This is a genomic window from Guyparkeria hydrothermalis, from assembly GCF_023555385.1.
Taxonomy (GTDB): domain Bacteria; phylum Pseudomonadota; class Gammaproteobacteria; order Halothiobacillales; family Halothiobacillaceae; genus Guyparkeria; species Guyparkeria hydrothermalis_A.
Genome location: NZ_JAJSED010000001.1, coordinates 431,616 through 457,461 on the forward strand (window position 1 = coordinate 431,616; position 25,846 = coordinate 457,461).

General features: G+C 64.9%; 23 protein-coding genes. 5 read left to right on the forward strand and 18 right to left on the reverse strand.

Going from position 1 to position 25,846, the window contains the following annotated elements; all coding sequences use genetic code 11:
• Positions 1-61 precede the first annotated feature (61 nt).
• Positions 62-400 (forward strand): hypothetical protein, encoded by a 339-nt coding sequence (locus tag LV476_RS02090; RefSeq protein ID WP_250072786.1) that lies wholly within the window; start codon positions 62-64, stop codon positions 398-400.
• Positions 401-555: 155 nt separating this feature from the next.
• Positions 556-2,115, forward strand: coding sequence for an exodeoxyribonuclease VII large subunit (gene xseA / locus LV476_RS02095; protein ID WP_250072787.1), 1,560 nt, complete (start codon positions 556-558; stop codon positions 2,113-2,115).
• Here xseA and LV476_RS02100 read toward each other — a convergent pair.
• The 5 genes from LV476_RS02100 to LV476_RS02120 form a co-directional block, all read right to left on the reverse strand.
• Positions 2,088-4,943, reverse strand: coding sequence for a bifunctional diguanylate cyclase/phosphodiesterase (locus tag LV476_RS02100; RefSeq protein WP_250072788.1), 2,856 nt, complete (start codon positions 4,941-4,943; stop codon positions 2,088-2,090). The two genes, xseA and LV476_RS02100, sit on opposite strands and share 28 nt — an antisense overlap.
• On the reverse strand, positions 4,940-5,899 hold the full coding sequence (locus LV476_RS02105; protein ID WP_250072789.1) for an ABC transporter substrate-binding protein: 960 nt from the start codon (positions 5,897-5,899) through the stop codon (positions 4,940-4,942). The genes LV476_RS02100 and LV476_RS02105 overlap by 4 nt, the downstream gene beginning before the upstream one ends.
• 148 nt (positions 5,900-6,047) lie before the next feature.
• Complete coding sequence (locus LV476_RS02110) at positions 6,048-6,539, reverse strand: C40 family peptidase (protein WP_250072791.1); 492 nt, start codon at positions 6,537-6,539, stop codon at positions 6,048-6,050.
• 187 nt (positions 6,540-6,726) lie between these two features.
• The gene (gene rlmKL / locus LV476_RS02115; protein ID WP_250072793.1) at positions 6,727-8,988 is read right to left on the reverse strand and encodes a bifunctional 23S rRNA (guanine(2069)-N(7))-methyltransferase RlmK/23S rRNA (guanine(2445)-N(2))-methyltransferase RlmL; all 2,262 of its coding nucleotides are present in this window, start codon (positions 8,986-8,988) and stop codon (positions 6,727-6,729) included.
• A 71-nt stretch (positions 8,989-9,059) separates the two neighbouring features.
• Entirely contained in the window at positions 9,060-9,848 is a 789-nt protein-coding gene (locus LV476_RS02120) for a hypothetical protein (RefSeq protein ID WP_250072795.1), read from the reverse strand.
• A 126-nt stretch (positions 9,849-9,974) separates the two neighbouring features.
• Between LV476_RS02120 and LV476_RS02125 the strand changes: the two genes are divergently transcribed.
• Positions 9,975-10,430, forward strand: a complete 456-nt coding sequence (locus LV476_RS02125) for a hypothetical protein (RefSeq protein WP_250072797.1) — start codon at positions 9,975-9,977, stop codon at positions 10,428-10,430.
• A 70-nt stretch (positions 10,431-10,500) separates the two neighbouring features.
• Here the strand turns inward: LV476_RS02125 and LV476_RS02130 are convergent, their stop codons facing one another.
• From LV476_RS02130 to ccoS, 6 genes are all read right to left on the reverse strand, one after another.
• Positions 10,501-12,702: a heavy metal translocating P-type ATPase gene (locus LV476_RS02130; RefSeq protein ID WP_250072805.1), complete on the reverse strand. Its 2,202-nt coding sequence runs from the start codon at positions 12,700-12,702 to the stop codon at positions 10,501-10,503.
• A 133-nt stretch (positions 12,703-12,835) separates the two neighbouring features.
• Positions 12,836-13,996, reverse strand: a complete 1,161-nt coding sequence (locus LV476_RS02135) for a c-type cytochrome (protein ID WP_250072807.1) — start codon at positions 13,994-13,996, stop codon at positions 12,836-12,838.
• On the reverse strand, positions 13,993-14,781 hold the full coding sequence (locus LV476_RS02140) for a c-type cytochrome (RefSeq protein WP_250072809.1): 789 nt from the start codon (positions 14,779-14,781) through the stop codon (positions 13,993-13,995). Before LV476_RS02140 ends, LV476_RS02135 begins: the two co-directional genes overlap by 4 nt.
• A gap of 77 nt (positions 14,782-14,858) precedes the next feature.
• Complete coding sequence (locus LV476_RS02145) at positions 14,859-15,521, reverse strand: c-type cytochrome (protein WP_250072818.1); 663 nt, start codon at positions 15,519-15,521, stop codon at positions 14,859-14,861.
• Complete coding sequence (locus LV476_RS02150) at positions 15,518-16,138, reverse strand: cbb3-type cytochrome c oxidase subunit II (RefSeq protein WP_250072821.1); 621 nt, start codon at positions 16,136-16,138, stop codon at positions 15,518-15,520. Before LV476_RS02150 ends, LV476_RS02145 begins: the two co-directional genes overlap by 4 nt.
• Positions 16,135-17,688, reverse strand: a complete 1,554-nt coding sequence (gene ccoS, locus LV476_RS02155) for a cbb3-type cytochrome oxidase assembly protein CcoS (protein WP_250072822.1) — start codon at positions 17,686-17,688, stop codon at positions 16,135-16,137. Before ccoS ends, LV476_RS02150 begins: the two co-directional genes overlap by 4 nt.
• Before the next feature lie 222 nt (positions 17,689-17,910).
• Here ccoS and LV476_RS02160 point away from each other — a divergent pair, with 222 nt between their 5' ends.
• On the forward strand, positions 17,911-19,506 hold the full coding sequence (locus LV476_RS02160) for an ABC transporter ATP-binding protein (RefSeq protein ID WP_250072823.1): 1,596 nt from the start codon (positions 17,911-17,913) through the stop codon (positions 19,504-19,506).
• 96 nt (positions 19,507-19,602) lie between these two features.
• Here LV476_RS02160 and fabB read toward each other — a convergent pair whose 3' ends face one another.
• Together fabB and fabA are read right to left on the reverse strand one after the other, a co-directional pair.
• Positions 19,603-20,820, reverse strand: a complete 1,218-nt coding sequence (gene fabB / locus LV476_RS02165) for a beta-ketoacyl-ACP synthase I (protein ID WP_250072825.1) — start codon at positions 20,818-20,820, stop codon at positions 19,603-19,605.
• 8 nt (positions 20,821-20,828) lie between these two features.
• Positions 20,829-21,347, reverse strand: a complete 519-nt coding sequence (gene fabA / locus LV476_RS02170; RefSeq protein WP_250076211.1) for a bifunctional 3-hydroxydecanoyl-ACP dehydratase/trans-2-decenoyl-ACP isomerase — start codon at positions 21,345-21,347, stop codon at positions 20,829-20,831.
• A gap of 145 nt (positions 21,348-21,492) precedes the next feature.
• On the opposite strand from fabA, the gene LV476_RS02175 reads away from it, so the two are divergent.
• The gene (locus tag LV476_RS02175) at positions 21,493-21,948 is read left to right on the forward strand and encodes a cytochrome c (RefSeq protein WP_250072827.1); all 456 of its coding nucleotides are present in this window, start codon (positions 21,493-21,495) and stop codon (positions 21,946-21,948) included.
• A gap of 69 nt (positions 21,949-22,017) precedes the next feature.
• Here LV476_RS02175 and LV476_RS02180 read toward each other — a convergent pair whose 3' ends face one another.
• The 5 genes from LV476_RS02180 to LV476_RS02200 all read right to left on the reverse strand — a co-directional run bounded on the left by LV476_RS02180 (position 22,018) and on the right by LV476_RS02200 (position 25,846).
• Positions 22,018-22,425: a DUF423 domain-containing protein gene (locus LV476_RS02180; protein ID WP_250072829.1), complete on the reverse strand. Its 408-nt coding sequence runs from the start codon at positions 22,423-22,425 to the stop codon at positions 22,018-22,020.
• A gap of 50 nt (positions 22,426-22,475) precedes the next feature.
• Positions 22,476-22,655, reverse strand: a complete 180-nt coding sequence (locus LV476_RS02185; RefSeq protein WP_250072830.1) for a PA3496 family putative envelope integrity protein — start codon at positions 22,653-22,655, stop codon at positions 22,476-22,478.
• Between the two features lie 368 nt (positions 22,656-23,023).
• Complete coding sequence (locus LV476_RS02190) at positions 23,024-23,332, reverse strand: helix-turn-helix domain-containing protein (RefSeq protein ID WP_250072832.1); 309 nt, start codon at positions 23,330-23,332, stop codon at positions 23,024-23,026.
• Between the two features lie 122 nt (positions 23,333-23,454).
• Positions 23,455-24,474 (reverse strand): tRNA dihydrouridine synthase DusB, encoded by a 1,020-nt coding sequence (gene dusB / locus LV476_RS02195; RefSeq protein ID WP_250072834.1) that lies wholly within the window; start codon positions 24,472-24,474, stop codon positions 23,455-23,457.
• Complete coding sequence (locus LV476_RS02200) at positions 24,461-25,846, reverse strand: TRAP transporter large permease (RefSeq protein WP_250072836.1); 1,386 nt, start codon at positions 25,844-25,846, stop codon at positions 24,461-24,463. Before LV476_RS02200 ends, dusB begins: the two co-directional genes overlap by 14 nt.

Here is a 25,846-nt window from a genome sequence, read left to right on the forward strand (position 1 = left end):
CTTTGATTGCGCTAAAGTCGAACCCGCTACCAGAGCAAACCACCTAGGAGGCAGATAAACAATGATTAAAGCCAAGCACCTGATCGCTATGGGCGCCGGCGCGGCACTGTTCGCGACCTCCGGCATCGCAAGCGCTGCCGGCATGGAAGACTACAAAGAAGCTCGTTCCGCGGCGATCGAGGCGGCCGAGTCGGTCGAGAGCATGGGCGCTGGCGCGTTCGCCATGAGCCCGACCGGTTCCAAGTGGAAGAAGTCGCTGATGCACGGCGCGGACAAGATGGCCGAGAAAGGCAACTACGAAGAGGCCATCGCCGAAGCCGAGCGCATCGAAATGCTGCAAGGCCTGGCCAAGAAGCAGTACGAGAGCCAGCCGAACCCGGGCCCGTACAAGGCTTGGTAAGCCTTTGATTGGCTAGGGCTTCTTGCCGGCGCCTGCCTGAGGGCGTCGGTTTGCCGTCCGGAAACAGCAAGAATGACGCGGCCGCGGACCTAGGTTCGCGGCCTTTTTCGTTTCGCTCCCAGATCGAACGGGCCGACAAACATCGCAGGTAACCGATGTCGTCATCGAGTGGACAGACCGCGCTGTCGGTCACACAGATCAACAAGCAAGCCGGCGATCTCCTGAGCCAGGTCTTCGGCACGGTCGAAGTGATCGGTGAGGTCAGCGAGCACAAGCGTGCCGCCTCGGGCCATCACTATTTCGCCCTGAAAGACGATCAGTCGCAGTTGCGTTGCGCCTTCTTCCGCGGCAATGCGATGCGCTGTCGTTACCCTCTGCGCGAAGGCGAGGAGGTCGTGGTCACCGGGCGCCTCGGCATCTATGCCGCTCGCGGGGCATATCAGCTGATCGTTCAGTCAGTTGCCCCCGCCGGCGAGGGGCGGCTTGCTGCGGAATTCGAGCGACTCAAGCAGCGCCTGCTCGCCGAGGGGCTGTTCGACGCCGAGAAAAAGCGTGCCACACCGATGCTGCCGCGCCACATCGCGGTGATTTCCTCGGATACTGGCGCGGCCATTCACGACGTGAGGGTGACGCTGGCGAGGCGTTTTCCCCTCGCTCGGGTGAGCCTGTTTCCCGTTCGGGTGCAGGGGGCGGAATCGGCGGCAGAGCTTCGCCAGGCAGTCTCCCAGTTAGGTGATGGCGACTTCGATGTCGCGTTGGTCGTGCGCGGGGGCGGGTCCTTGTCCGACCTGTGGTCGTTCAACGACGAGGGTCTGGTGCGGGCTGTTCGTGATAGTCCGGTGCCGGTGATCAGCGGGGTAGGGCACGAGACGGATACCACGCTCTGCGATCTGGTGGCCGACCGGCGCGCGGCGACTCCTACCGGGGCGGCCGAACTGGCCACGCCGGTGACCGTTGCCGATTTGCGGCGTCAGGTGGTCGAGCGGGCCGGACGTATTGCTTCGTCCTGGTTGGGGCGTCTGCAGAACGAGGCCCAACGTGGCGACTGGCTGGCACGTCGTCTGGAGCGTGCTGGGCCGACCGAGCGGTTGCGACTGGCCCACCTGCAACTGGCCGGGCTGGACGCGCCGTTGCGTCGTTCCCTGGAGCGTCGGATCGGTACCGGCCGCCAACGGCTGCAGGCCATCCGGGGCGAGCTTGAAAGGCACCACCCACGGCGCCGCCTGCAAATCCTGCGGGCGCAACTCGACGAGCCGAGACGGATGCTTTGGCAGCTGCTGCGCCGCACCCTGGACGCGGAGGACGAACGGCACACACGGATTTCCCGGCGAATGCTGGTGGTGCGCGAGCGCCTGTTGCCCCGGTGGTCGGGTCTTCTCGAGCCGGTGCGCGTGGATCGCGAGATCATGTCGCGTCGTCTGGAGAACGAACGGATCCGGCTGGCCGGTCTGTCACGGCAACTGGAGGCTCTCGGCCCGGCCCAGGTGCAACGACGCGGATATGCCCTGGTACAGACACGGGACGAGCCGGCCGCGTTGATCAAGCGTGCAGGTGACGTCGAGGCGCGCGGACGGGCAGCAGGCCGCCTGCCGCTGACATTGCGCTTCATCGATGGCGAGGTGCCGGTCGTATGGCATGCCGAGGAAGCCCGTGAGCCGAAACACGGCCAACCGGAGGACGGTGGGGATCAGGAGGGCGCCAGGCCCTCCAGGTGACGCGTGACCCACTCGCGAGCGGGGACCGGGTGGGTGAAGTAGAACCCCTGGAATCGGTCGCAATGATGGGCTTTGAGGTAGTCGACCTGCTCGCGGGTTTCCACGCCCTCGGCGACGACCTGGATGCCGAGGCGGTTGGACATGGCCAGAATCGCCTCGACCATGGCGGCATCCCCCGGCGCGTTCGGCACGTCGTCGATGAAGCTCTTGTCGAGTTTGATCTCGGTCAGAGGCAGGCGCTTGAGATAGGCAAACGACGAATAGCCTGTACCAAAGTCGTCGATCGAGAACCGCACACCGATCGCGGCGAGTGAACGCATCCGGTCGATGGCGTCCGATGCGTGGCTGACGAGCACGTTCTCGGTGATCTCGATCATCAGGCGCGCGGGGTCGATGCCCGACTCCTGGATGATCTCACGCGCGCGGTCCGCGAACCCCGGGTCGCGGAACTGGCGTGGGCTCACGTTCACCGAAAGGGTCGGGGGCGGTACGTCAGAGCCCTCGGTTTCCTGAAGTCCATGGAGCAGGTGGCAGGCCTCGCGCAGCACCCATTCACCGATGTGAACGATCTGGCCGGTTTCCTCGGCCACCGGCACGAATTCGGCCGGCGAGACGAGCCCGCGGACCGGATGTCGCCAGCGCACCAGGACCTCCGCCCCGACGATGCGTTCGTTGCGGTCGAACTGGGTCTGCAGGTGAAGCTCGAACTCGCCATTGCTCAGGGCCTGATTGAGTTCCTGTTCGAGCCGGTAGCGTCGGGTCACCTTCTCCACCATGCCGGATTCGAAATTGACCTGGTTGTTTCTCCCCGCGCGCTTGGCCTGATACATCGCGATGTCCGCTTCGCGCAACAGGTCCTCGGCAAGATCCACCTTGCCGGAGAAGAGCGTCAGGCCGATGCTCGCCGAGGCCACATGCTGGAACTCGTGAAACTTGAAGGGCTGTTCCATTGCGTGACGCAGCTTGTCGGCGAGCGCAACCGCAGCCTGACGGGCAACGTCGACCTCATCCGCCACTTCCGGCACCAGTACCAGGAACTCGTCGCCGCCCAGCCGGGCAACGGTGTCGGTGTCCCGCACCAGACCGGTCAGTCGGCGGGCCACCTCGATCAGCACCTGATCGCCACGTTTATGACCATAGAGGTCGTTGATCTGCTTGAACTCGTCGAGATCGACGAAGAACAGTGCGCCAACCCCACCATTGCGCTGGCGCCGCCGGATTGCCTGATCCACCCGGTCGAGGAGCAACGCCCGGTTGGGCAGATTGGTGAGGCCGTCATGGTAGGCCAGTCGTTCGAGTTCGGCGGCTGTCTCCTTGTCGCTCGTGATATCCAGACATTGGCCGATGAAACCCACGAACTGGCCGTGGCTGTTGAACCTCGGCGTTCCCTTGATCAGAAGCCAGCGGTACTCGCCGCTGTGATGACGCAGCCGGTATTCGCGCGTGAAGTTCGCACGTTCGTGATAGGCGTGATCGACAGCCTTCAGGAGAAGATCGAGATCTTCCGGGTGGATGGCCTCTTGCCAGCCGCCGTTGAGTGCCTGCTCTAGCGTCATGCCGGTAAAGGAAAGCCACGGCTGGTTGACGTAGTCGCGGTTGCCGTCAATGTCGGCGGTCCAGATCAGCGCCTGACCACTGTTGGCCAGGGTGCGGAAGTGTTGCTCGCTCTCTGCCAGAGCCTCTCGAAGTTCGTATTCCCGGCTGACGTCGTGGAACGCCAGCACCACCCCCATGAGCGTGCCGTCCTCGCGCTTGAGCGGGGCGGCGCTGTCGGCGATGTGGTAACGCGTGCCGTGGCGGTCCGTCAGCACGGTGTGGTTGGCCAGTCCAACGAGGGTGCCATTTTCCAGCACCTGCCGGATCGGGACGGGAACCGGTTGTTCGTCGCCGGCATGGCAGATCACGAAGATCTTTTCGATCGGCTGTCCCGCCGCCTGCTCACGTGACCAGCCGGTGAGTCGCTCGGCAACCGGGTTCATCAAGGTGACGCGTCCGTCGAGGTCGGTTGCGATCAGGCCATCGCCGATGGACTCGAGGGCGACGCTCAGCTGCTCCTCGCTTGCCAGCAGTTTCTTACGTGCTTTGGCAACGGCGCGTGCCATGGCGTTGAAGCCTTCCGAGACCTCGGTGATCTCGCTGCTGCCCTGTTCTGGTAGACGGACGTCGTAGTTGCCCTGGCGCATGCGCTGTGCGGCCCGTCGCAGCCGGACGAGCGGGCGCGTTACCTGTGCGTTGAGCAGCCAGGCGGTGAGCAGAAGGATCAGGAGCATGGCTCCGGTCTCCGGCAACCGGCTGACGATCGCTTCGTTGCGAATATTCGCCAGGGAGCGGGTCAGATCAAAGCGCACGCAGACCACCCCGCGCCCCTGGCTGCCGGCTGCCTCGGTGCCAAACTGGAATGATTGCATCGCCTCGATGACGTGCTGCTCGTCCATGGGATCAAGGTACGGCAGTCGCTCACGCTGGCGTCGGCGGAAGATTTCCTCGTCGAATGCCATGTCGGCCGATTTGGCGGGCAGGCCGGCAAGCGTTGGGTCGGGGGCCATCAGGATGTGCTTGTCCGGTCCGACGACGAACAGGTCCTGAACGCGTTCATCGGTCATGATGCTGCTGATCTGGCTGCGTAGCAGCCCGCGCTCACTCACGCCCTGTTCGAGGATGCGTACCACTTCTGTGGTGTAACTCAGTGCGTCTCTTTCGGATTCCTTGATGAGCAGCTCGTACCGGTGGTGAATCCCGCTGATCAGCGACACCGTGGTGACCAGCAGGAAGATTAGGGCGAGCCCGAGGGGGATCATCACCCGGAGTGACAGGCGAGACATCGTCATGGTCCCTCCGGGAGAAAACGGGCCGTGGTCACGGAATCGAATCGGGGAATTTCATCGATCAAGGCATTGACCAGCATGATGCCGGCCACTTCTCCGGCCACCTCCTGGAAGGGGCGTGCCGGGGGATCGAGCCACTCTTGGTTCTTCCTAAGATCGAACAGCTCGATGCCCTGGAATGCACGGTGAGTTTCCTCGGTGGTCAGCCCCAGGTGCGGGGCGATTGTCTCGTGTGCCCGGCCGGGGTTGGCTCTGAGCACACCGAGTGCCTCGAAGTGGGCCTTGAGGAGCAGCGCGAGGGTTCGCGGCTGACGATCGATGGCCCGCTCATGCACGGCGAGCACGTCGACGATCAGACCGGGAAACGCGCTACTGTCGTGCAGTCGGTGGGCGCCGACGGCCTCGAGTCGCGTGGCGTTCGGTTCGTAGCTGATCAATGCGTCGACTTGCCCGGACCGGTAGGCGGCGAGGTGCTCGCCGCCCAGCAGCGGCACGCGAGTCACGTCTTTCGGTATGAGGCCGGCGGTTTCCAGCGACCTGCGTAGCATCAGAGCGCCGGCCGCGGTTTCCTCCACGCCGACGCGTTTGCCGGCGAGCTGTTCGACCGTCGTGATGTCGGGGCGACTCATGAGCACGTCTGCCCCGCGCGAGGTGTCGAAGATCAAGGCGGCTCGCACCGGGATGCCCCCGGCGCGCGCGAGTATGAATTCGTCGAGTGTGAGCGTGGCGGCCTCCACTTCACCGGCCGCAAGCTGCATCAGGGTGTTCGTATTCGAAGGAGAATCGATCAGGCGAACGCGGTCTGGCGGTAGGAGCTTCCATTCCCGGGCGAGGAAGAGTGGCTCGAAGCCGACCCAGGTGATGCCAGACACGCGCAGAAGCGGCTCGCGTCCCTCGCAGCCAATCAGGCCAGCGAGGGGCGCAAGCGCACCAATACTGAGAAAGCGCCTCCTATCCATGGCAGCCCCTCCCGAAGGGCGTCGACGACTTGCCACAATCCGTGGCCGATCCTTGTGTTTCGTCGAGCCGCTTGCCTGCCTGTCGTTCCGTCGTTCAAGACAGGTCCCGCGGCTTGGCGGGCAATATGCGTTTTAGAGTATTTTCTGGCTAGTTGCCTGCCAACTGTAGCTCACTTCCGTCCGGGGCGCGTCCACCGCCGACGTATCGACGTGCCCAGAAGCCTTTGTCGAGGCGGGAAAACGTGACGGTCTTGCCGCTGGACGGGGCGTGGATGAAGCGGTTCTCGCTAACGTAAATGCCCACGTGATCGATGCGGCTGCCACTGAGACGGAAGAAGACCAGGTCGCCCGGGCGTAGTTCGTCGCGTGCGACACGGCGGGTGGCGCGATATTGCTGGTAGGAGGTGCGCGGCAGTGGCAGCTCGGCGGCCTGGTAGGCGTACTGGGTCAGACCGCTGCAGTCGAAGCCGTTCTCGGCCGATGTACCACCCCAGCGATAGGGGGTTCCCAACTGGGCAACGGCCTGAACCACGGCTTCGCTGGAACGGCTGCGCATCCCGGAGAGCGAATCAATGTCCTTCAGGGGGCGAGAGGGGAGGTCCCTGACCGATTGATCCGACTCCAGATCTGGGATTCCCATGGCGAGCTCGGCTTCCTTGGCGGTATTCGCTATGGGCAAGGCAGACTTCTGGGCAGACATCGTGTTTGCGCTGTTCATCTGGCTCGCACAACCGCTCGTCAGAGCAATGGCCAGACCGGGGACGAGGGCCAGGGATGCGAGCCGTCCACGTGCCGTAACCCGCCTGCGCGCGGGGGCTGGCGGGATTTCAGCGGTGCCGGATTTCACAGACAAAACGCCGGCCAGGCGTCCTTGAAAAATCTTTTGGCAGCGTTTTTCTCGATAGATCATGCGCTTGGGACCGGTCTTCCACGCTTCGGTTCAATGTAAACCCTTTGCGATTGTTTGAAAAGAGCAGCACGCCCTCGGGTGCGAGCAGCCGCATGCATGCCTCGATCAGTGCCGGATGATCGCGCTGGATGTCGAGGTCGTCTTCCATCGCCTTTGAATTCGAGAAAGAGGGCGGGTCGAGAAAGATCACGTCATAGCGTGCGTCGGTGCCTCCTGCCTGATCGAGCCAGCGCAGCACGTCGGCGCGTATCAGTTGGTGATCACCGCCGACGGCAATGCCGTTGAGCTCGAAATTGTGTTCGGCCCAGTCGAGGTAGGTGTTGGACAGGTCCACCGAGGTGGTCGAACGGGCTCCGCCGACCGCCGCGCGCACGGAGGCACTGGCGGTGTAGCAGAACAGGTTCAGCATTCGCTTCCCACGGGCCAGCTCGACCAGTCGATCTCGGACCAGGCGGTGGTCGATGAACAGGCCGACGTCGAGGTAGTCGGTCAGGTTGATCAGAAGCCGGGTGTCCCGTTCGCGGATCACGCGCTCGATGTGCTCGCCGCCGAACCGTCCGTATTGCTGGCGGCCCGACTGGCGCGCCCGCTGGCGGACGACCACGCAGTTCTCGTCGATGTCGAGCGTCTCCACTGCGGCAGCCACGGCCGCCGCCAGACGCTCACGTGCCTTTTGCGGATCGATCTGACGCGGTGCCTGGTATTCCTGGATATCCAGCCACGCCTCGCCGTCTTCGGTGCGGTAGTAGTCTACGGCCAGCTTGAAGTCGGGGAGATCGGCATCGTACAGCCGCAGGGCGTTGTCGCCCTGCTTGAGCAGGAACTGGCGCTGCTTCCAGTTCTTCTTCAGCCGGTTGGCAAAATCCTCGGCACTGCGTTCGCCGGCACGTCCCTGGGCAATCAGGCGACCCGCCAGGGCGTGCGGTCCGGCCGGCTGGCGCAGGCTTTTCTCACTGAACTGGCCGCGAAGGAATTCGGCGTCGGCTCCGCCGTGGATCACGGTGAGGCGCTTGTCGAAACGCAGCGGCCAGGTCATCTCCGTTTCGCCGCCGCGCAGGATGCCCCAGTACCAGTTCGGCAGGCAGTGAATCCAACGCGAGCAGAGACGAGCCCAGTCGGCCTCGTCGCCGGCGGATTCGACTCGCTGGCCGAACGGGACGTTGCTGATCAGCAGGCCGGCATCGATTCCCTCAAGTGCCGCGGCGCAGGGCGCATTGAAACTGTCGGCGTGATGAATCTCGACGGCCTCGCCCAGTCCGGCCGCCTCGATATTCGCGTGAGCCGCCGCCAGCTGGAGTGGGTCCCGATCCTGCCCGAAGATCGTGATCGCCCCGCGTGCGGGCTGCTCAATGAGCCAGCTGTGCGGTGCGCCGTCGATGATCGCGGCACGTGCCGCCGGGTCATGGCCACGCCAGGCGGGGGAGCCGAAGCGTCGTTGGCGCATGGCCGGCGTCATGCCCCACACGGCAAGCGCCGCCTCGATCAGGAAAGTGCCGGAACCGCACATCGGATCGAACAGGCCGGCACCGGTGCCGGCGACCTGTGGCCAGCGTGCACGCCACAGCAGGCCGGCCGCTAGATTTTCACGCAAGGGGGCCTCGCCGCCGTCGACCCGGTAGCCGCGTCGGTGCAGTGAGCCGTCGGAGAGTTCGATCGCGAGGCTCGCGTCGCCCCGAGCCGGGACGTGGCAGTGAATACGCAGACCGGGGTTCTCGCTATCCACGTCCGGGCGCCGTCCGGTCGCATCACGGAACTGGTCCACGATGGCGTCCTTGATCCGAGTGGCGATGAAGCCGGTATGGCGCAGCTGGTCATTGCCGCCAGTGGCCGTGATCGACAGGCTATCGTCGGCCGTGAGGTGACTGGACCAGTCGACGCCTGCGGCAAGGTCGTAGAGCTGATCGGCCTGGCCAGCGGGTCCACGTGCGATCGGCAGATAGACCCGCCCCGCGATCAGGCTGTCCGCCAGGACCCGGTAGACGAGCTCGGCGGGCAGCTCCGCACTCGCACCGTACGGGCGATCGCTGATGGCCGCGCCGGTGAGATGGCGCAGCTCCTCGGCCAGTGCCGTCTCCAGCCCGGGCGGCGCGATGACGTCGATGGTCCAGGCGGCATCCAGGGGGGATTGGCCGACGTGATCGGTGTCCGCCGTGGCAGCAGGGGTCGAGACATGGGACATGGCGGCATCCGTCATGGCAAAACGCGCGAGTCTAACCGATCGGCAGACGGTCGGCGATGACGAGCGGTTCGTCAGTCCGTTCCGGTTTCCGGATTGCCGGTGGGAGCCGCACCGCTGACCAGATGAAGTCGGGAGGTCAGCCGTCCCTCGAAGTACGCCTCGAGGCGCAGCCCTGAGTCGTGCGTCTCGAGGGTTAGTCCCGGCTGCGCGGGCGGCTCGCTGCAGACAACCTCGAGCATCCGTTCCGGCCAGTCGACGGTCAGCGTGACTCGCATCGGGTAATAGCCGTCGAGAAAGCGGCGCATGAAGGGGCCGTTTTCCAGAAGATACCCCTCCGTCTGTGGGTCGGGCGTCAGGGCGAGCACGCGTGCAGCGACGCAGATCGAGGCACCGCGTTCGATCTCCCGCATCTGTACGCTCGGTCCTTCGACTCGTGCCTGTCCCACACCCTGTCGGCGGGTGATGCGGATGTCACGGGTTCGGTCGGGGTTGTAGACGATCTCCACGGCAGGGGCGGGGTCGAGGTGATAGTGGCACTGGTTCATGTCCGCCCAACCGCTGTCGAGGCTTTGCCGGTCGAGCACGAGGCGTTTTTCCATGCGCGCCGCATCGTCGGGTGGCGAGTCGGTCAGGAATTCGAGTTCCCCCTCATTGACCTGGCGCGCCTTCTCGATCAGGCGCTGTTCCTCTCGGGCTCGTTCCTCGGCCGCTTCCCACTCGGCATCCCAGTCGAATGCCTCGGTTTTATCGGTGCTCTGGGCAGGAGATGGCATCGCGTACAGCAGACCGGCCAGAGCGATGCCGGTGGCGACCAGGACACGTGTCGACAGGAGGTGGGGTGACGTTGCGCGTGGCGACATGCAGATGGATCGGGCCAGGTGGATATTGGAGGAAAATAGACTACCGTCCGATGGGAAACCGCCATCGGCGGACATTGTCTGACAGCTTGGATCCCTTCATGCCCCGTGGTCGGGGAGGAGTACGCCATGAAACGATCGATCTTTCCCCTTGCGGGCACGTTACTGCTCGCCTCCGGCTTAGTAGTGCCGTTGTCTGCCTCGGCGCAGCAAATGGGCGACGAAATGCGGGTCTACGGCAGTGAGTTGATGACGCAGCAGGAGCAGCTCGAGTACCGAGACCGTCTTCGGGAGGCGCAAACCCTGGAGGAACGTGAACGGATTCGGCAGGAACATCACGATCGGATGCTGGACCGAGCCCGCGAGCGCGGCGTCGATCTGCCGGAAGCGCCGCCGCGCGGCGGGGCGGGCATGGGGTCCGGCGGCGGCATCCCCGGCGCCGGCTATGACGGCCGTGAGCGCATGGAACAGCAGCAGATGGAGCGTCGCGAGCGCACCCAGGAGCAAATGGAGCATCGTGACCGCATGCGTGATTCCAATGGCGATTACCGGCGCAGCCCGGGCATGGGTGGCGGACGAAATTGAGTTCGCCACCGCGCAAGGATGATCAACCCCGCCGATTGGCGGGGTTTTTTGTAGACGTAGGATGCCGGTGCTAGCCCGTGATGGGCGCCACATCGGGGTGAGATGGGGGCGAGTGACCGGTGGGGCTCGCCAGGGATCTGCCGAAGCGCGCCGCGTTGAGGATGACCGTTAGGGAGCTTGCCGCCATGGCGGTCGCGGCGATGACCGGCTGGATCGCGCCCGCCACGGCCAGTGTGAGGCCGATACCGTTGTACGCCACGGCGAAACCGAGATTCTGGCGCATCATGCGCCGTCCCTGCCGGGCAAGATCGATGGCACGACTTACCCCCGCCACGCCATCGTTGCCGAGCACCACATCAGCGGCCATGGCGGCCGTACTGTTGGCATTGGCAACCGCGATGCCGACATCGGCGCTCGCCAGGGCCAGCGCGTCGTTGGCGCCGTCGCCGACAAAGGCGACCGGCCCGGCCGTTGCGCGGACCAACTTTGCCTTGTCGTCGGGCAGACAGTCGGATCGGACATCGCTGGGCGCGAGGCCGACTGCCGTGGCGATGCGCATCGCCGGCACCCGACGATCACCGGTGATCAGCCCACAGGTAATTCCGGCTTGCTGCAACTGCCGGATGGTGGTTGTGGCCGAGTCGCGCAACGGGTCGTCGAACACGATCGTGGCCACCCACTGGTCGTTGATCGCGACCTCCACCTGCAGGTCATCGCCCGGAGTCGGCTCGATTTGAACGTCATGATCGCGCAGAAGTCGTGGCGATCCGACCAGCACTTGCCCCCAGTCGGGGTGGCTTGCCGATACGCCGGCTGCGTGGCGGCGCGCCTCCATGGCCGGCATCGGCGTGTCGCCCGCGGCTCGTCGCAGGGCATCCGCAATCACGTGATCGACGCCGTTTTCCGCCGCGGCGGCGATCTGAAGCACGGTTGCGGCGTCCGTCCGTCTCTTGCCGGGCAACTGTCCTCGCACCATCACGTCGGTGACCGCAGGCCGTCCCTGCGTGAGGGTGCCCGTCTTGTCGAGATAAAGGGTGTCCACGTCGGCCAGTTGCTCGAGTGCGGCCGCATCGCGAAAGAGAATGCCTTCGTTGGCCGCCCGACCTGCCAGGCTGACGTACGCGATCGGCACGGCAATGCTCAGCGCGCAGGGGCAGGCGATCACCAACACCGAGGTCGCGCGGAGCAGGGATTCTTCCGGCGACAGGCCGAGAAGCCACGCGGCGAGCGCCGAGAGGGTAGCGAGGCCGATTGCGGTCGGTGCGATCCAGCGGGCGAATCGGTCGGCGATTCGTTGCGTGCCCGGCCGGCTGCGGACCGCCTCGATCACCCGCTCCCCAATGCGATCGATCGACCGTTCCCCGACTGTCGCCTCGACCCGGATGGTGATGGCACTCTCCAGATTGACGCTGCCCGCGAGCACCTTGTCGCCGGGATGAGCGGTTGCCGGTCGGGACTCGCCGGTCATCACTGACCGGTCCAGGCGGGTCTCGCCGTCCTCGATCACGCCATCGAGAGGTATCCGCTGGCCGGCCGGGACGCGCATGTGCTCGCCGATGGCGATGGTCTCGGCCGGCACGGTCTCGATCGCGCCCTCGGCAGTGAGTCGCTCGGCGCGCTCCGGCATTCGGGCGTGGAGGGCGTCGATGGTCGTGGCAGCCCGTCGCAGGGCGAGCGTCTCCAGCAGCCGGCCGAGGGTCAGAAGCACCACCAGCATCACGGCCGTGTCGGTGTAGACGTGATGGCTACCCTGGCCGAGCTGCCAGATGGACAGGCCGGCAGCCGCCAGCACGCCGAGGGTGACCAGCGTATCCATCCCGGGGATGCCGGTGCGCAGCGTGCGCCAGCCGGCCACAAATACGGGCAGACCGGCGATGCCCAGAACGGGCAGGGCGAACGAGGCGCTTGCCAGCGCGAGCCACCAGCCCGTGGTTTCGCCGCTCGCTTGTCCGACACCGAGGTAGAGCAGCAGGGAGAACAGCATCGTCCAGACGCCGAAAAATCCCGCGACGGTCAGTCGGATGCCGAGTGCACGCACCTGCTCGTCGAGTCGGGAACGCGTGGTCCGCTCGCTACGCGGTGGTGCCAGTCGATAACCGAGCCGGCGGACCTTCTCGGCGATCTGGGCAAGGGAGATACGCTCCGGATCCCAGCGCAGCATGGCGGCGGAGCCCAGAAAGCTCACCTGGGCCTCCTGCACCCCCGGGGTGTCACGCAGCAGTCTTTCGGTGGCCGCCGCGCAACTGGGGCACCACAGCCCCTCGATAGTCATCAGCGCCCTGCCGTGGGTTTCCGGTGACGGGGGGCAGGGGGCGGTTGCATCACTGATCACCTGAGCGATCTCCAGGGCCCGGTTTGAGCATGTCCGCGTACTGCGGCTGTGGTCTGGGTGGTGCGTTGCAGCCTCATGGCTGGGCGCTCGTCCGTGTCGGCAGATGTTTCTGCCGGAAGCGCTCCCACTGCGCCTGGTCGAATGACTCGCCGAGGAGCTTGCCTCGCAGGGTATGGCCGTAATAGCCCTTCTTGTCCTTGTGGTAGGCATCCCGCGCTTCGGCGACCGAGATATTCTCCTCGACCTGGCGCGGATCGGGGGGACGGGGAAAGCTGTTGATGTAGGCGGCCACGTCCCACGCTTCCTGGTCGCTGAGGTAGTTTCGTTTGCCCAGCGGCATGTTGGCCTTGATGAACTCGGCGGCAGTCGGAACACGGTGCATCCCGGCGCCCCAGTTGTAGGCGCCCGGTCCCCACAGTGGCGGAAAGACCTGGCGTCCGTTCAGGTCCTTCTGGCCCTGGCCATCGAGCCCGTGACACACCGCGCAGTTGGCTTTGAAAACCTTCTCGCCGCGGCGATAGTCGAAGCCCTTGTCGGTGCGCTCGAGCTTGGGGTAACTCCGGCCGGGCAGTTTCTGGCCGACTGGTGCGCCGTCGGCAAGCCAGAACATGTAGCTCTGCAGGTCCTTGTAGATCTGGTGGTTGGCAGGCGGCGGGCCGCCGTTGGGCGACTGCGGCGCGTTCATCGAGTAGGTGAAGCAGCCGCGGATTCGGTCCTCCATGGTATTGACCATGTCGTTCTTGCCGCGGTGCTTGGGGTAGACGCCCCAGGCCGCCCACAGCGGGGCGCTGCCCTGGCGGCGGCCGCTGTCCAGATGGCAGTTCGCGCAGGCGAGGTCATTGCCGGTGAATTCGGCTGCCCGGGTGCCCGTGTTCACGAACACGCTACGGCCGCGTCGGATCGCGTCGCCCATCTTTCCGTTGGGGATTTCCGAGTCGTCCGGCGGCACGAAGTGGTTATCGTTGCCCAATGGCACCTGGGGAAACGCGGCATCGCCGTTTTCCGCGAGCTCCTTGCGGCTCTCCGCCAACTGCTCGCGCGCCTCGCGAGAGGCCCGGTCCGCCAGGGTTGTGGGCGTTTCGTCGCTCGTGACGCTGGTGGACGTGAACGGCCAGACGTCGTAATGATCGGCCAGGAGGCCTGCCCCAAGCAGGAGTCCCGCACCGGCGACGGCGAGGGCGATCCGCACTGCCGTGGACTGTCCCTCTTCGGGATTCTCGGTCTGCCGGGTCATCGCGCGTCCTCCTCTTGGGTGGGTTGCCCGCGTTCGGACGGACGATCGGGTGCGAGTGTGTTCGGTGCCAGCCGGTTCGGCTCCTGACGGGGCGGTCGGCTGGCGAGGTAGTCTGCTAGGGCTCGGCGATCGGCGTCGGAGAGCACCTTGGCGACGTCGTGCATGAAATCTTCCGGGTCGTTCTGCCGCCGACGGGTCGCGAACGCCACGAGCTGTTGATAGATGTATTCCGGATGCTGCCCAGCGATAGCCGGGAATGCCTGCCCGACACCCCAGCCGGCTGAACCATGGCAGCTGTAACAGGCGGGCGCACCCGCCCGCCAGTCACCCTCCAGTGCCAGTTTTCGGCCGCGCTCGATTCGTCCCTCCAGAGAGGCCCCGGCCGGCGTGTCGAGGGTACGGTTGGCGTAATAGCGACCCAGGGCAGCCATCTCTTTGTCGGAGAGCGAGCGGGCCACGGAGGACATCGTGGCGTTTTCTCGCCGGCCGTCGGCGAAATCCTTCAGCTGTTTGGCGATGTAGCCCGCCGGTAAGCCGGCGAGTGCGGGAATGTGGTTGTTGCCCTCGCCATTCTCCCCATGACAGGAGGCACAGGCCCACGAACCCTCCGATCCGGTTACCAGCGGGCTGGCTGCGGCCGTCGAGACGTCGGTGGCACGTTCGGCCCATCGCACTGCGGCGAGCGGATCGATCTCGCTGCGTTCGCCCGATTGCGAGTGGGCGTTTGAATGGCCCTCCTCGCTCGAGCAGCCGCCAAGCAGGACCACGAACACAGCTGTGGCCATCCCAAACGCTAGTGGGCGGAATCGCCCGACGACAGTGGTCTGTGGTCGATGATGTGGGTTCACGAGCACGTCTCCTGTCAGCGAGTGGTCGAGGTTGCGCGGGCATCACTGGAGGAACCAGTCGACGAGGACCGATCCGCGGTGAGCAGGGCCGCGATGCCCCGATTGCCATCGAGCGGTGCGGTATCGTCGGCGAGTCGCTTTCGCACCTTGGCGACCTTGCTGGCGGTGATCGGCTCGGCATCGTTGCCCCAGGCCTGCCGGATGTAGGTAACCACCGCGGCAATCTCGGTGTCGCTGAGCGTCTTGCGGAAGGTCGGCATGCGACCGTTGTACGTCTCCCCCTTGACGACAAGTTGGCCGCTTACGCCCATCAGGACAATGCTGGCGGTGACGTCCGCCTGGCCGGTGACGAACGACGATCCGGCCAGGGGCGGGACGGCGCCCGACAGCCCGATGCCGTCTTCCTGATGGCAGGTCGCGCAGTTGGCATTGAAGACCGCCTGTCCGGGGGAGGCAGCCCCGGATCCGGCCTCCCGGCTCGCGGTTTGCTCGCTGGTCGGCGTGTTCGCAACCGCCGGAGCGTCGCTGTCCACGTTGAACAGGGTGAACGCGCCCCAGGCGGCCAGCGCGATGACCACCGAGTAGACCGGCCAGGGAATGCGCTTGTACGTCTCATACGGGATGAATGACTCGTCTCGGACACCCGCGATCGACTCGATGCGGCGTTTCTTGCTCATGAGTCACCCCCGGAATTGCGGTAGCCGTTATCGCGAAGATCGCGTCGCACGGGCGGATAGCTGCGATCCAGGCTCAACAGGTAGGCCACCAGGTCGAGTGCTGCCTGCCGTGCGACTACCACCTTGCCGTCGGGTTTGAATTCATCCGGTACGCTTACCACGACGTCGCCGCTCTCTGCCGAAGATTTGGTCTCGAACAGGAACGGGAAGGCCGGCATGATGCTGTCCGAGTGAAGGGAGCGTGGGGCGTAGAGATGTGTCAGTTGCCAGTCGCGCGACGGTTGTCTGACCCCGATGTTCAGCAAGTCGGGCCCGGTCCGCATCGTGCCGAGCTGATGCGGTCGGTCGTAGACGTAGTCCGCCGGCGTGGAGGCACGTCCCCATCCGCGGGTCTCGTCCGGGGCCTGTGCCGACGAGCGCGGCTGCTGCGAATGGCAGTAGACGCAGCCGAGGTTGACGTAGTGTGCCCGTCCCCGGAGCTCCGCCTTGGAGTAGGGCTCCAGTTCGTCGGGTGGCTCGATCGGCGCGATCTGCATGGCGGGTCCGATGACGAGAAACAGCATCGCCAGCGCCAGGATGGCGAGGGCGACGATACCGAGAGGAAGAAGTCGGTTCATCGTCCTGTCCCTCCGTTAGCTCGTACGTTGGCGGTTGCCGCCGTTGCCGCCTCGTTGCGAGGCAGCAGGAACACGATGAGATGGAAGGCGAACAGGAGGTGCCCCAGGGTCATCAGGGTGCCGCCCACGGAGCGCGTGGTGAGGTAGGGCAGGGTTACGTGGACACTCTCCATGAATGGCCGGGCTGGATCGAGCATGGAGAGGCCCTGCAGCCACCCGCCTATCGTAAGGGCACCGACGTACAGCGTGATCCCCAGGGTGACCAGCCAGAAATGCCACGTGATCAGGGCCGGGAAGGGCCAACGCCGCCCTGTCAGGTGCGGAAGCATGTAGTAGATGGCGCCGAACATGACCAGCGCGACGAAGCCGTACATGCCGAGATGCGCGTGACCCACCGTGTAATGGGTGAAGTGGGTGACGGTATTCACCGCACGGACGGCTTCGAGGGAGCCCTGCAGGGATACGATCGTATAGAGAATCGCGCCCAGGGCCACGAACCGCAGAGGAATACTCTCACGCCACGCCCAGCCATTGGTGAGGCTCAGGGTGTGCTGGTTGATCGCCACGGCCACGACCGGGACGACCATCATCACAGACTGCACCACGGAAAGGGTCACGGCCCAGGTTGGGATCGGCCCACCGACCAGGTGATGCAGTCCGACTTGGCTGTAGAACAGCGCCAGGGCCCAGAAGCCCAGTAGCGAAAGCCGGTAGGAGAAGATGGGTTTGCCGATGATGCGCGGGATGAAATAGTACGCGGCCGCGAGCCCGAGCGGGGTGGCCCACAGGCCGAGCACGTTGTGGGCATACCACCAGTTGACCGTCGCCGCCTGAGCGCCGGCGTAGAGCGACGGGACGTTCGCGGTGATGAACAGCACCGGGAACCAGAGCATCGAGGCACTGATGTACCAGCCCGAGACGTAGATGTGGTTGATCTGGCGGTGCTTGCCGGTCGCGAGAACCGAGATCCCGATCAGCAGCACCGAGACGGCCAGTGCGATGTCGATCTGCCAGGGAAATTCCAGCCATTCCATGCCGTCGGTCCAACCGGAGCCGATCGCGATCACGCCGGCGGCGGTGGCGAGGTTCCACAGCACGCCACCCGAGAGGGCCGCCCCGGGATGCCGCAGGCGTGTGCGGAACAAGGTCGGGATGAGCCAGAGTGCGGTGCCGAGTGCCGCAAGCGAGGTCCAGCCGTAGACGACACTGTTGAGGTGCATGGTGCGCATGCGGCCGAACGTCAGTGGCGCACTGCCGTCCAGCAGGCCCGGGATATGGAGTTTGAGCGAGGAGATCAGCCCGAATGCGGAGCCGACCACGAGCCAGGTCACGGCCGTAACGAAAAAGAACAGGATCAATCGTTGCTCGGGTGGCCCGAACGAGTTTTCCCCAACGGTCGTTTGTTCGTTCTCGCCTTCCGGGAGGATCGAGCGGGCCTGATCCTGCGAGATATCGAACTGGTTTGAATAGATAGCCCAGATCAGAGCGATGATCGCGATCAGCGACATCACGAAACTGAAGGCCAGCAATGAGCCGATGGAATAGAGCATGTGCGGAATTCCCCTCGCGCCACGTGATTCATGGCGACCGCTCGGTTTCGAGGTAACGACGCACTGACGCTAGATCATGAGTGGACGCTTAGCAAAGCCACTCGTTATGACACCATGGAATGTCAGAATGCGTCTGACCATCGCGCCAGAGGGGCCAGTGGTCGGGAGGAAATAAGCGAACGCGCACCTTGGCCCTTGGCCGGGACAACGACGAGGAAAATCGTGGAGTCGAATCGATCGAGCCCCCTGTTGGAAATCACCGACCTGGACGTGTCGGTGGGTCAAGCCTCGCTGGTACGTCGTATCTCCTTGACCGTGGAGGAGGGTGAGCGCCTTGCATTGGTGGGCGAGTCCGGGTCCGGCAAGACCGTGACTGCGCTTTCCATCCTGCGCCTGTTCGAGGCTAGTGACGCCACGACCAGCGGGCGTATCCGGTTCGAGGGCGAGGACGTCCTCGGCATGAGCGAACCGCGCATCCGTGCCTTGCGCGGCGGCCGGGTCGGCATGATCTTCCAGGAGCCCATGACTGCGCTCAATCCACTGAAAACGATCGGTGCGCAGATCGCCGAGGTGCTCAGCCGTCACCTGGGGCTGCGCGGCGAGTCGTTGCGGACGCGTGTCCGGGAGCTGCTCGATCAGGTGCATCTGCCCCAACCCGACCGCGTGATGCGTGCGATGCCCCATCAGCTATCCGGCGGCCAGCGTCAGCGCGCCATGATCGCCATGGCCATTGCCTGCAATCCCAGTCTGCTGATCGCCGACGAACCGACCACGGCCCTGGATGCCGGCCTGCGCAAGACCATCATGGACCTCCTGGTGGAGTTGCAGCAGCGCCTCGGCATGAGCCTGCTGTTGATCACGCATGATCTGCCGGTCGTGCGACGTTACGCCGATCGCGTGGCGGTGATGCGCAACGGACAGATCGTCGAATCCGGGCCGACGGAGACAATCTTTTCCCAGCCCAAGGACGGCTATACGCGCACGCTGCTGGAGGCTCGGCAGGTGGCGCCGATGATCGATCCGCCTCGATCTGAGGCAGACGAACGGCTTCGTTGCCGTGACCTTCGGGTGGTGGTGGGCAAGCGCCGCTGGCTTGGTGAGGACACGCGCAGCGAAATTCTCAAGGGCGTCGATCTGGCTCTACATGCGGGCCAGACGCTCGGGGTGGTGGGCGAATCCGGCTCCGGCAAGACCACGTTGGCCCTGGCGTTGTTGCAGCTGACCGGTGGGGCCAGTGGCGCCGTGTGGCTTGCCGGGCGGCGGGTCGACGAGTTGGCCGAGAAGCGCTTCCGTCCGTATCGGCGTGATTTGCAGGTCGTGTTCCAGGATCCCTTCGGTGCCCTGTCACCGCGAATGAACATCGCCCAGATCGTGGGCGAGGGGCTGGATGTCCACGAACCCGGCCTGACGCGCAGCGAACGAAACGCGCAAATCGAGCAGGTGCTCACCGAGGTCGGGTTGAGTCCGAAGGTGATGTCCCGCTATCCACACGAATTCTCCGGGGGGCAGCGCCAGCGCATTGCCATCGCACGAGCGTTGATTCTGAGGCCCAAGGTCCTGATTCTCGACGAGCCGACCAGCGCGCTCGATGCCGCGGTGCAGCTGCAGGTGCTGCGGCTGCTGCGCGACCTTCAGGCCGAGCACGGCCTGACCTATCTTCTGATCACCCATGATCTCGCCGTGGTGCGGGCATTGGCGCATCACGTGGTGGTGATGCTTGACGGCGAAGTGATCGAGAGCGGACAGACGGAGACGCTGCTGAGCAATCCGAGCCACGACTACACGCGGCAACTCATCGACAGTGCCTTGATGGCCTGATTGTGGTCCGGGCCGTGACGACACCGAATCGTCGAAAATAAAAAAAGCCAGGCCGATAGGGCCTGGCTCGATAACGCCGCCGGTCTGCTGGAGCGATCAGTCCTTGAAGCGCTCCATCACCAACGAGGCGTTGGTGCCGCCGAAGCCGAAGCTGTTGGAGAGGATCGTGTCGATCCGCTTGCCTTCGAGCTTCTCGGTGGCGATGTTCGCATTTTCGGCTTCCGGCTCGAGGTTCTCGACGTTGGCCGAGGCCGCGACGAAGTCATTCTGCATCATCAGCAGCGAGTAGATCGCCTCGTGGACGCCTGCCGCGCCCAGCGCATGGCCGGAGAGCGACTTGGTCGAGGTGACGATCGGCTGGTGGTCGCCGAAGACCTCGGTCATCGCCTGCAGCTCGCGCAGGTCGCCCACCTTGGTGCTGGTGCCGTGTGCGTTGACGTAGTCGATCGGTGCATCGACGGTCGCCAGCGCCTGCTGCATGCAGCGCACCGCGCCTTCGCCGGACGGCTGGACCATGTCGTAGCCGTCGGACGTGGCGCCGTAGCCGGTGACCTCGGCGATGATGTTCGCGCCACGGGCCTGGGCATGCTCGAGCGACTCGAGTACCACCATGCCGCCGCCGCCGGCGATGACGAAGCCGTCACGGTCGACGTCGTAGGGACGCGAGGCCTTGTCCGGGGTGTCGTTGAAGTTCGAGGACAGGGCGCCCATGGCGTCGAACATCGCCGACAGCGACCAGTGCAGCTCCTCGCCGCCACCGGCGAAGATCACGTCCTGCTTGCCGAACTGGATCTGCTCGACGCCGGCGCCGATGCAGTGCGCGGAAGTCGAGCAGGCCGAGCTGATCGAGTAGTTGATGCCCTTGATCTTGAACGGCGTGGCGAGGCAGGCAGAGGTTGTCGAGCCCATGGTCCGGGTGACCATGTAGGGGCCGACGCGCTTTATGCCGCGCTCGCGGGCGACGTCCGCCGTCTGGACGATGTTCTCGCAGGAGGAGCCACCGGACCCGGTGATCAGGCCGGCGCGCGGGGTGGAGACCTGCTCCTCGGTCAGGCCGGCCTGCTCGATCGCCTCCTGCATCGCCAGGTAGTTGTAGGCGGCAGCGGAGCCCATGAATCGCATCAGCTTGCGATCGATGTGCTCGGACGGATCGATCTTGAGGGTGCCGGCGACGTGCGAGCGGAAACCATGCTCGACCTGTTCCGGATTGCGCTCGATACCGGAGCGACCTTCCTTCAACGAGGCGAGCACCTCTTTGCAGTTGTTACCCAGGCTGGACACGATGCCCATGCCGGTAATGACGACTCGGCGCATTATAGAGCTTACTCCGAAAGTGCTTCTGTACTGGTGAACAGTCCGACGCGAAGGTCTTTGGCCTCGTAGATGACCGTGCCGTCGCAGAGCATCTGCGCATCGGCAATACCCATGGTCAGCTTGCGCATGATGACGCGCTTCATCTGCACGCGGTATTCGACCTTCTTGTTCCTCGGCAGAACCTGTCCCGAGAATTTTACATCACCAACGCCCAACGCGCGTCCGTGACCTTTGCCACCGCTCCAGCCGAGGAAGAAGCCGACCAGCTGCCACATGGCGTCGAGGCCGAGGCAGCCCGGCATGACCGGGTCGCCTTCGAAATGGCAGCCGAAGAACCAGAGATCCGGGTGGATCGACAGTTCAGCATGCATTTCGCCCTTGCCGAATTCGCCGCCTTCGTCGGTGATGAGGTTGATGCGGTCGAACATCAGCATCGGCGGCAGCGGCAGCTGCGCATTGCCCGGGCCGAACATCTCGCCCTTGGCGCAACGGATCAGATCATCGTACTCGAAGCTGGTTTGGGACATGCGTATTCCTGGCGCAAAAACGCGAATGGTACCGAAATCGGGCGCGCGACGCAGCCTGTGGGAAATCACGCGGCTTGCGCGCATGCGTCCTGAACTATGCTCTCAGGCGTATAACCCCGAGCTGACGTGATGGAGGTGGCTCTGGATGAAACGATGCACAACCCAGCTGATCCCTGCTGTCTTCGCTGCGCTGACGCTGGCCGGGCCGGCCATTGGTAGCGAGGGCGAGGATCGACACGACCGCGTTCACGAGTTTCACGAAATGATGGAGCAACTGGGCGAGCACACGCAACGTATCGTTCAGGCGATCAACCATGAGGACTGGGAATGGGTGGCCAGCGAGGCGCGTGCCATCGCCGAGCATTCCCGGCCACCCGCCGAGGAGCGACGACGGATCAGGGCGTTTACGGGGGACCGTCATGCGAAATTCGCCGAGTACGACAAGGCGGTGCATTCGGATGCGGCGGAACTGGCGGAGAGCGCCGACGAAGGCGATGGCCGTGAAGTGATCAACGCTTTTGCGCGCCTGCAGACGTCCTGTCTCGACTGTCATGGCGCGTTTCGCGCCGAGTTCCGCCGGCACTTCTACCTGACCGAGTAGCGCTTGGAAGCGGGGCGGACGAGGCCCGGCGAACCGAGGATGGGGTTCGTCGGGTTTTTTGTTGCCCGCTTACGGGGTCCGACTGGCGCCGAGCGATCCGACTAACCAACCCAGCCAGCCGAGCATCAGGAGCAGGCCACCCAGCGGTGTCAGTGCCCCCGGCCACGGTGCGGCAAACAGGGCCAGCGCATACAGGCTGCCGGCGAAGAGAGCCAGGCCCAGGCACCAGGCCAGGGCAATCCCCCGGCGCCAAAGGGCGGTAGACGGCCAGAAGGCCAGGATCATCAATCCCAGGCTGTGGACCAGGTGGAACAGGGTGGCCGTATCCAGCTGACGCTGGTAGGTGAGTGCGCTCGGGGCAAGAGGCCCGTGGGCGCCGATGGCGCCAAGCACCACCGCCACCAGCCCGCTTGCCAGACCGAGGGCGAGGACGAGCCGGTCTGGCAAGCGGTGCGGGTGGGTCGAGCTGTCTGCCATGTGGCGACTCCGTCAGGGTGGCGATTCGGAAACGTGGCGCGACATCGATCTCAGAAATCGTCGTCCATCGCCGCGCGCAGTCGTCGTTCCTCTAGCAGGTCGTCGAGACGCCGGCGGGCATCCTTGTGACCGGCAATGCTGTCGAGCAGGTTATCGCTTTCCTGCTCGTCGTCCGAATCGTCGTCGTCCCAGGCGTCGTCGAGATCCTGGTAGTCGGTTTCCTTGCTCATGTCTGTCTCCCCGAGATCAATACGTTCAAGGCGCGCGGTGTGGCCGCGTCGCGTTGGCATCGATCGACGGTCATGGCGAAGGCGTCGGACGCCGATATCCCTTTGGGCCATCATGGAACCCGGATGCGGGAGGAGGCTCCTCGCGGCATCCGGGCCGGCACCCGACTCCCGAGGCTGACCAGCCGATTTCCGGCGCGTTATACCGCGTTTTTCCGGGGTGGAAAAGCAAAATATCGATCGGATTGGGAAGAGGGACGTGGCGCCGTTTGCGCGCATACAACAGCGGGTCGGAAGTCGCGTGGCAGAGGTGCCAGCGTCAACGTCGAATCAGCGGGAAGAAGTGCCGGGAAAAGTGGACCCAGCCGGGCTCAGATGAGGTCGTGGTCGCGGAGCTTTTTTCGCAGGGTGCTGCGGTTGATGCCCAGGCAGGCGGCCGCGCGGCTCTGGTTGTGATCGCAACGCTCGAGGACGCGGGCTAGCAGCGGGCGTTCGACCTGGCCCATTACCAGCTGGTAGAGGTTGCTGGGCTGATCTTCCTCGAACGCGTCCCAGAGGATGTCGAGCGCGTCGATGATGGTCTCGTGCACGTCACGGTGGCACTCGGCCGCGCGGCGAGCGGTTCCGTTGAGGGCGGGTGCGGAGTCGGCGGATGTGCTGGTGGAGTAGGTCATGGTCATGAACACAACGCTGCTTGGCTGGGCCCTCCGGCCGGCGTGATGAATGACCTTCATCAGGCCGACCGACCTTTTCACCGATCCGTATGTGATCGGCTATCCGGGATGCCGTTGCGGCAAGCGTCCTAGGTCAGGTCGGCCTCCCGCCGGTCGAGCCAATGGCGCTGGGACTCGATGGTCTCCAGCCGGTTGAACTCCTTGCGCATCCCTTCCTCAATCGGGAGCCGTGAAGAATACCACCCCCAGTGCTTCCTCGCGATGCGAACGCCCATCACATTTCCGTAATGGGAATAAATTTTCTCGAATTGCGCTCTCACGAAACTCATGATCTCGGTCGGGGCAGGCTCCTCGGGCACGCCGCGGTTCTCGAGGGCGGCGCGCAGTTGGGCGAAGAGCCACGGCCGGCCGAAGGCTGCCCGGCCGATCATCAGTCCGGCCGCACCGGTGGCCGAGAGCACGTGGAAGGCGTCCGGAACGGAGTCGATGTCGCCGTTGGCCAGGACCGGGATGCCACGCTCGGCAACCACCTGCGCGATGGTGTCGTATTCGGCCGAGCCGGTGTATTTTTGAGCCCGTGTTCGTCCGTGAATGCTCAGCATGGCAATGCCGGCGTTCTCGGCGATGTGGGCGATTTCGGGGGCATTGCGCTGCGAGTCGTCGGGACCGGTGCGCATCTTCAACGTGACCGGGCAGGGCACGGCTTCGACGGTTGCCTCGAGGAGCCGGGCGACGGTGTCGGGCTCGGCCATCAGCGCCGAGCCGGCGGCCTTTCGGCAGACCTTCTTGGCCGGACAGCCAAGGTTGATATCGATGATCTGCGCGCCGTCGGCGTAGGCCTGACGGGCGGCTTGGGCCAGGTCGTCGGGGTCGTTGCCGAGTAACTGGACGGCACGCGGCTCGGGGTCGTCGGGGCGTAGCCGACGTTGTTCACTCTTGCGCGTGTTGCGCAGCTCGGGCTTGCTGCTGACCATCTCGTTGATCACGAGACCCGCACCCTGGTCGTGGCAAAGCTGGCGGAACGGGCGATCGGAAATGCCGGCCATGGGGGCAAGCGCCAGCGGGAAATCGATGCGTACCCGTTCGTCCCGCCCGACCAGTTCGATCGGCCTCAGGTGGGCGCCGCTATCGGGCTTACTGGTGGGCACGCACGTCAAGGCTTTCCGGCAACCACGTGACGAGATCGGGGAACAGCACCAGCAAGGCGATGACCGCGATCTGAATGGCGATGAAGGGCAGCACGCCGCGGTAGATCTGGCGCGTCTCGATGCTGGCCGGCGCCGCCCCGCGCAGATAGAACAGTGAGAAACCGAACGGCGGGGTGAGGAAGCTCGTCTGCAGGTTGACCGCGAGCAGCACGCCCAGCCAGACCGGGTCGATGCCCATCATCAGCAGTACCGGCGCGACGATGGGTACCACGACGAAGGTAATCTCGATGAAATCGAGCATGAAGCCCAGCAGGAACACGACCACCATCACTAGCAGTAGGGCGGTCATGGCGCCGCCGGGCAGTCCGGAGAGCAGGTCGTGGACCAGCGCGTCTCCGCCAAAGCCGCGGAAGACCAGCGAGAAGATCGAGGCGCCGATGAAGATCATGAACACCATCGCCGTCACGCGCAGGGTCGACGTCAGGCTGTCCTGCAGGACCGGCCAGGTCAGGCGCCGCTTGAGCAGGGCCAGCAGCAGGGCACCCACGGCTCCCACGCCCGCCGCTTCTGTCGGCGTGGCGATTCCGCCCATGATCGATCCCAGTACCAGCACGATGAGAAGGATCGGCGGTGCCAGTGCCAGCAGCAGGCGGCCGATTGGCGGTCGCTGCGCGAGTTCATCGGCGGTGAGTCCCGGTACGCGGTGCGGCTGGCGCCACGCGACGAACAGGATGTAGGCGGCATAGGCACCCACGAGGATTAGGCCGGGAATCAGTGCGCCGCTGAACAGATCGCCCACGGCGACCGTTTCCGGCGAGAAGATGCCCTGTTCCAGCTGGGCCTGGGTATAGGCGTTGGAGAGCTGGTCGCCGAGCAGTACAAGGATGATCGACGGCGGGATGATCTGCCCCAGCGTGCCGGCGGCTGCCACCGAGCCGCTGGCCAGGCGCGGGTCGTAGCCACGGCGCAGCATGACGGGCAGCGCGATCAGGCCGAGTGTGACCACGGTGGCCCCGACGATGCCTGTACTGGCGGCGAGAATCGCGCCGACCAGCATCATCGACAGGCCCAATCCGCCGGGGCGGCGGCCGAATAGCGCGCTCATGTTCTCGAGCAGATCGTCGGCCACGCGTGCCTTTTCCAGCAGCACGCCCATCAGAACGAACAGCGGCACAGCCACCAGCGTCTGGTTGAGCATGATGCCGAACAGCCGGTTCGGGGTCGCACCCAGCAGGGCGTAGTCGAACTGGCCGAGCAGGGTGCCGAGCCCGGCGAACAGCAGCGAGACGCCGGCGAGCGTGAAGGCGACCGGAAAGCCGCTCAGCAGGGCGGCGAACACGGTCACGATCATGAGGAGAAGCAACCACTCCAT

Excerpts from the sequence above, each read along its gene's own strand:
- LV476_RS02090 (WP_250072786.1), top strand. The coding sequence starts at position 62 with ATGATTAAAGCCAAGCACCTGATCGCTATGGGCGCCGGCGCGGCACTG.
- xseA (WP_250072787.1), top strand. The coding sequence starts at position 556 with ATGTCGTCATCGAGTGGACAGACCGCGCTGTCGGTCACACAGATCAAC.
- LV476_RS02100 (WP_250072788.1), bottom strand. The coding sequence starts at position 4,943 with ATGACGATGTCTCGCCTGTCACTCCGGGTGATGATCCCCCTCGGGCTC.
- LV476_RS02105 (WP_250072789.1), bottom strand. The coding sequence starts at position 5,899 with ATGGATAGGAGGCGCTTTCTCAGTATTGGTGCGCTTGCGCCCCTCGCT.
- LV476_RS02110 (WP_250072791.1), bottom strand. The coding sequence starts at position 6,539 with ATGGGAATCCCAGATCTGGAGTCGGATCAATCGGTCAGGGACCTCCCC.
- rlmKL (WP_250072793.1), bottom strand. The coding sequence starts at position 8,988 with ATGTCCCATGTCTCGACCCCTGCTGCCACGGCGGACACCGATCACGTC.
- LV476_RS02120 (WP_250072795.1), bottom strand. The coding sequence starts at position 9,848 with ATGTCGCCACGCGCAACGTCACCCCACCTCCTGTCGACACGTGTCCTG.
- LV476_RS02125 (WP_250072797.1), top strand. The coding sequence starts at position 9,975 with ATGAAACGATCGATCTTTCCCCTTGCGGGCACGTTACTGCTCGCCTCC.
- LV476_RS02130 (WP_250072805.1), bottom strand. The coding sequence starts at position 12,702 with ATGACTATCGAGGGGCTGTGGTGCCCCAGTTGCGCGGCGGCCACCGAA.
- LV476_RS02135 (WP_250072807.1), bottom strand. The coding sequence starts at position 13,996 with ATGACCCGGCAGACCGAGAATCCCGAAGAGGGACAGTCCACGGCAGTG.
- LV476_RS02140 (WP_250072809.1), bottom strand. The coding sequence starts at position 14,781 with ATGGCCACAGCTGTGTTCGTGGTCCTGCTTGGCGGCTGCTCGAGCGAG.
- LV476_RS02145 (WP_250072818.1), bottom strand. The coding sequence starts at position 15,521 with ATGAGCAAGAAACGCCGCATCGAGTCGATCGCGGGTGTCCGAGACGAG.
- LV476_RS02150 (WP_250072821.1), bottom strand. The coding sequence starts at position 16,138 with ATGAACCGACTTCTTCCTCTCGGTATCGTCGCCCTCGCCATCCTGGCG.
- ccoS (WP_250072822.1), bottom strand. The coding sequence starts at position 17,688 with ATGCTCTATTCCATCGGCTCATTGCTGGCCTTCAGTTTCGTGATGTCG.
- fabB (WP_250072825.1), bottom strand. The coding sequence starts at position 20,820 with ATGCGCCGAGTCGTCATTACCGGCATGGGCATCGTGTCCAGCCTGGGT.
- fabA (WP_250076211.1), bottom strand. The coding sequence starts at position 21,347 with ATGTCCCAAACCAGCTTCGAGTACGATGATCTGATCCGTTGCGCCAAG.
- LV476_RS02175 (WP_250072827.1), top strand. The coding sequence starts at position 21,493 with ATGAAACGATGCACAACCCAGCTGATCCCTGCTGTCTTCGCTGCGCTG.
- LV476_RS02180 (WP_250072829.1), bottom strand. The coding sequence starts at position 22,425 with ATGGCAGACAGCTCGACCCACCCGCACCGCTTGCCAGACCGGCTCGTC.
- LV476_RS02185 (WP_250072830.1), bottom strand. The coding sequence starts at position 22,655 with ATGAGCAAGGAAACCGACTACCAGGATCTCGACGACGCCTGGGACGAC.
- LV476_RS02190 (WP_250072832.1), bottom strand. The coding sequence starts at position 23,332 with ATGACCATGACCTACTCCACCAGCACATCCGCCGACTCCGCACCCGCC.
- LV476_RS02200 (WP_250072836.1), bottom strand. The coding sequence starts at position 25,846 with ATGGAGTGGTTGCTTCTCCTCATGATCGTGACCGTGTTCGCCGCCCTG.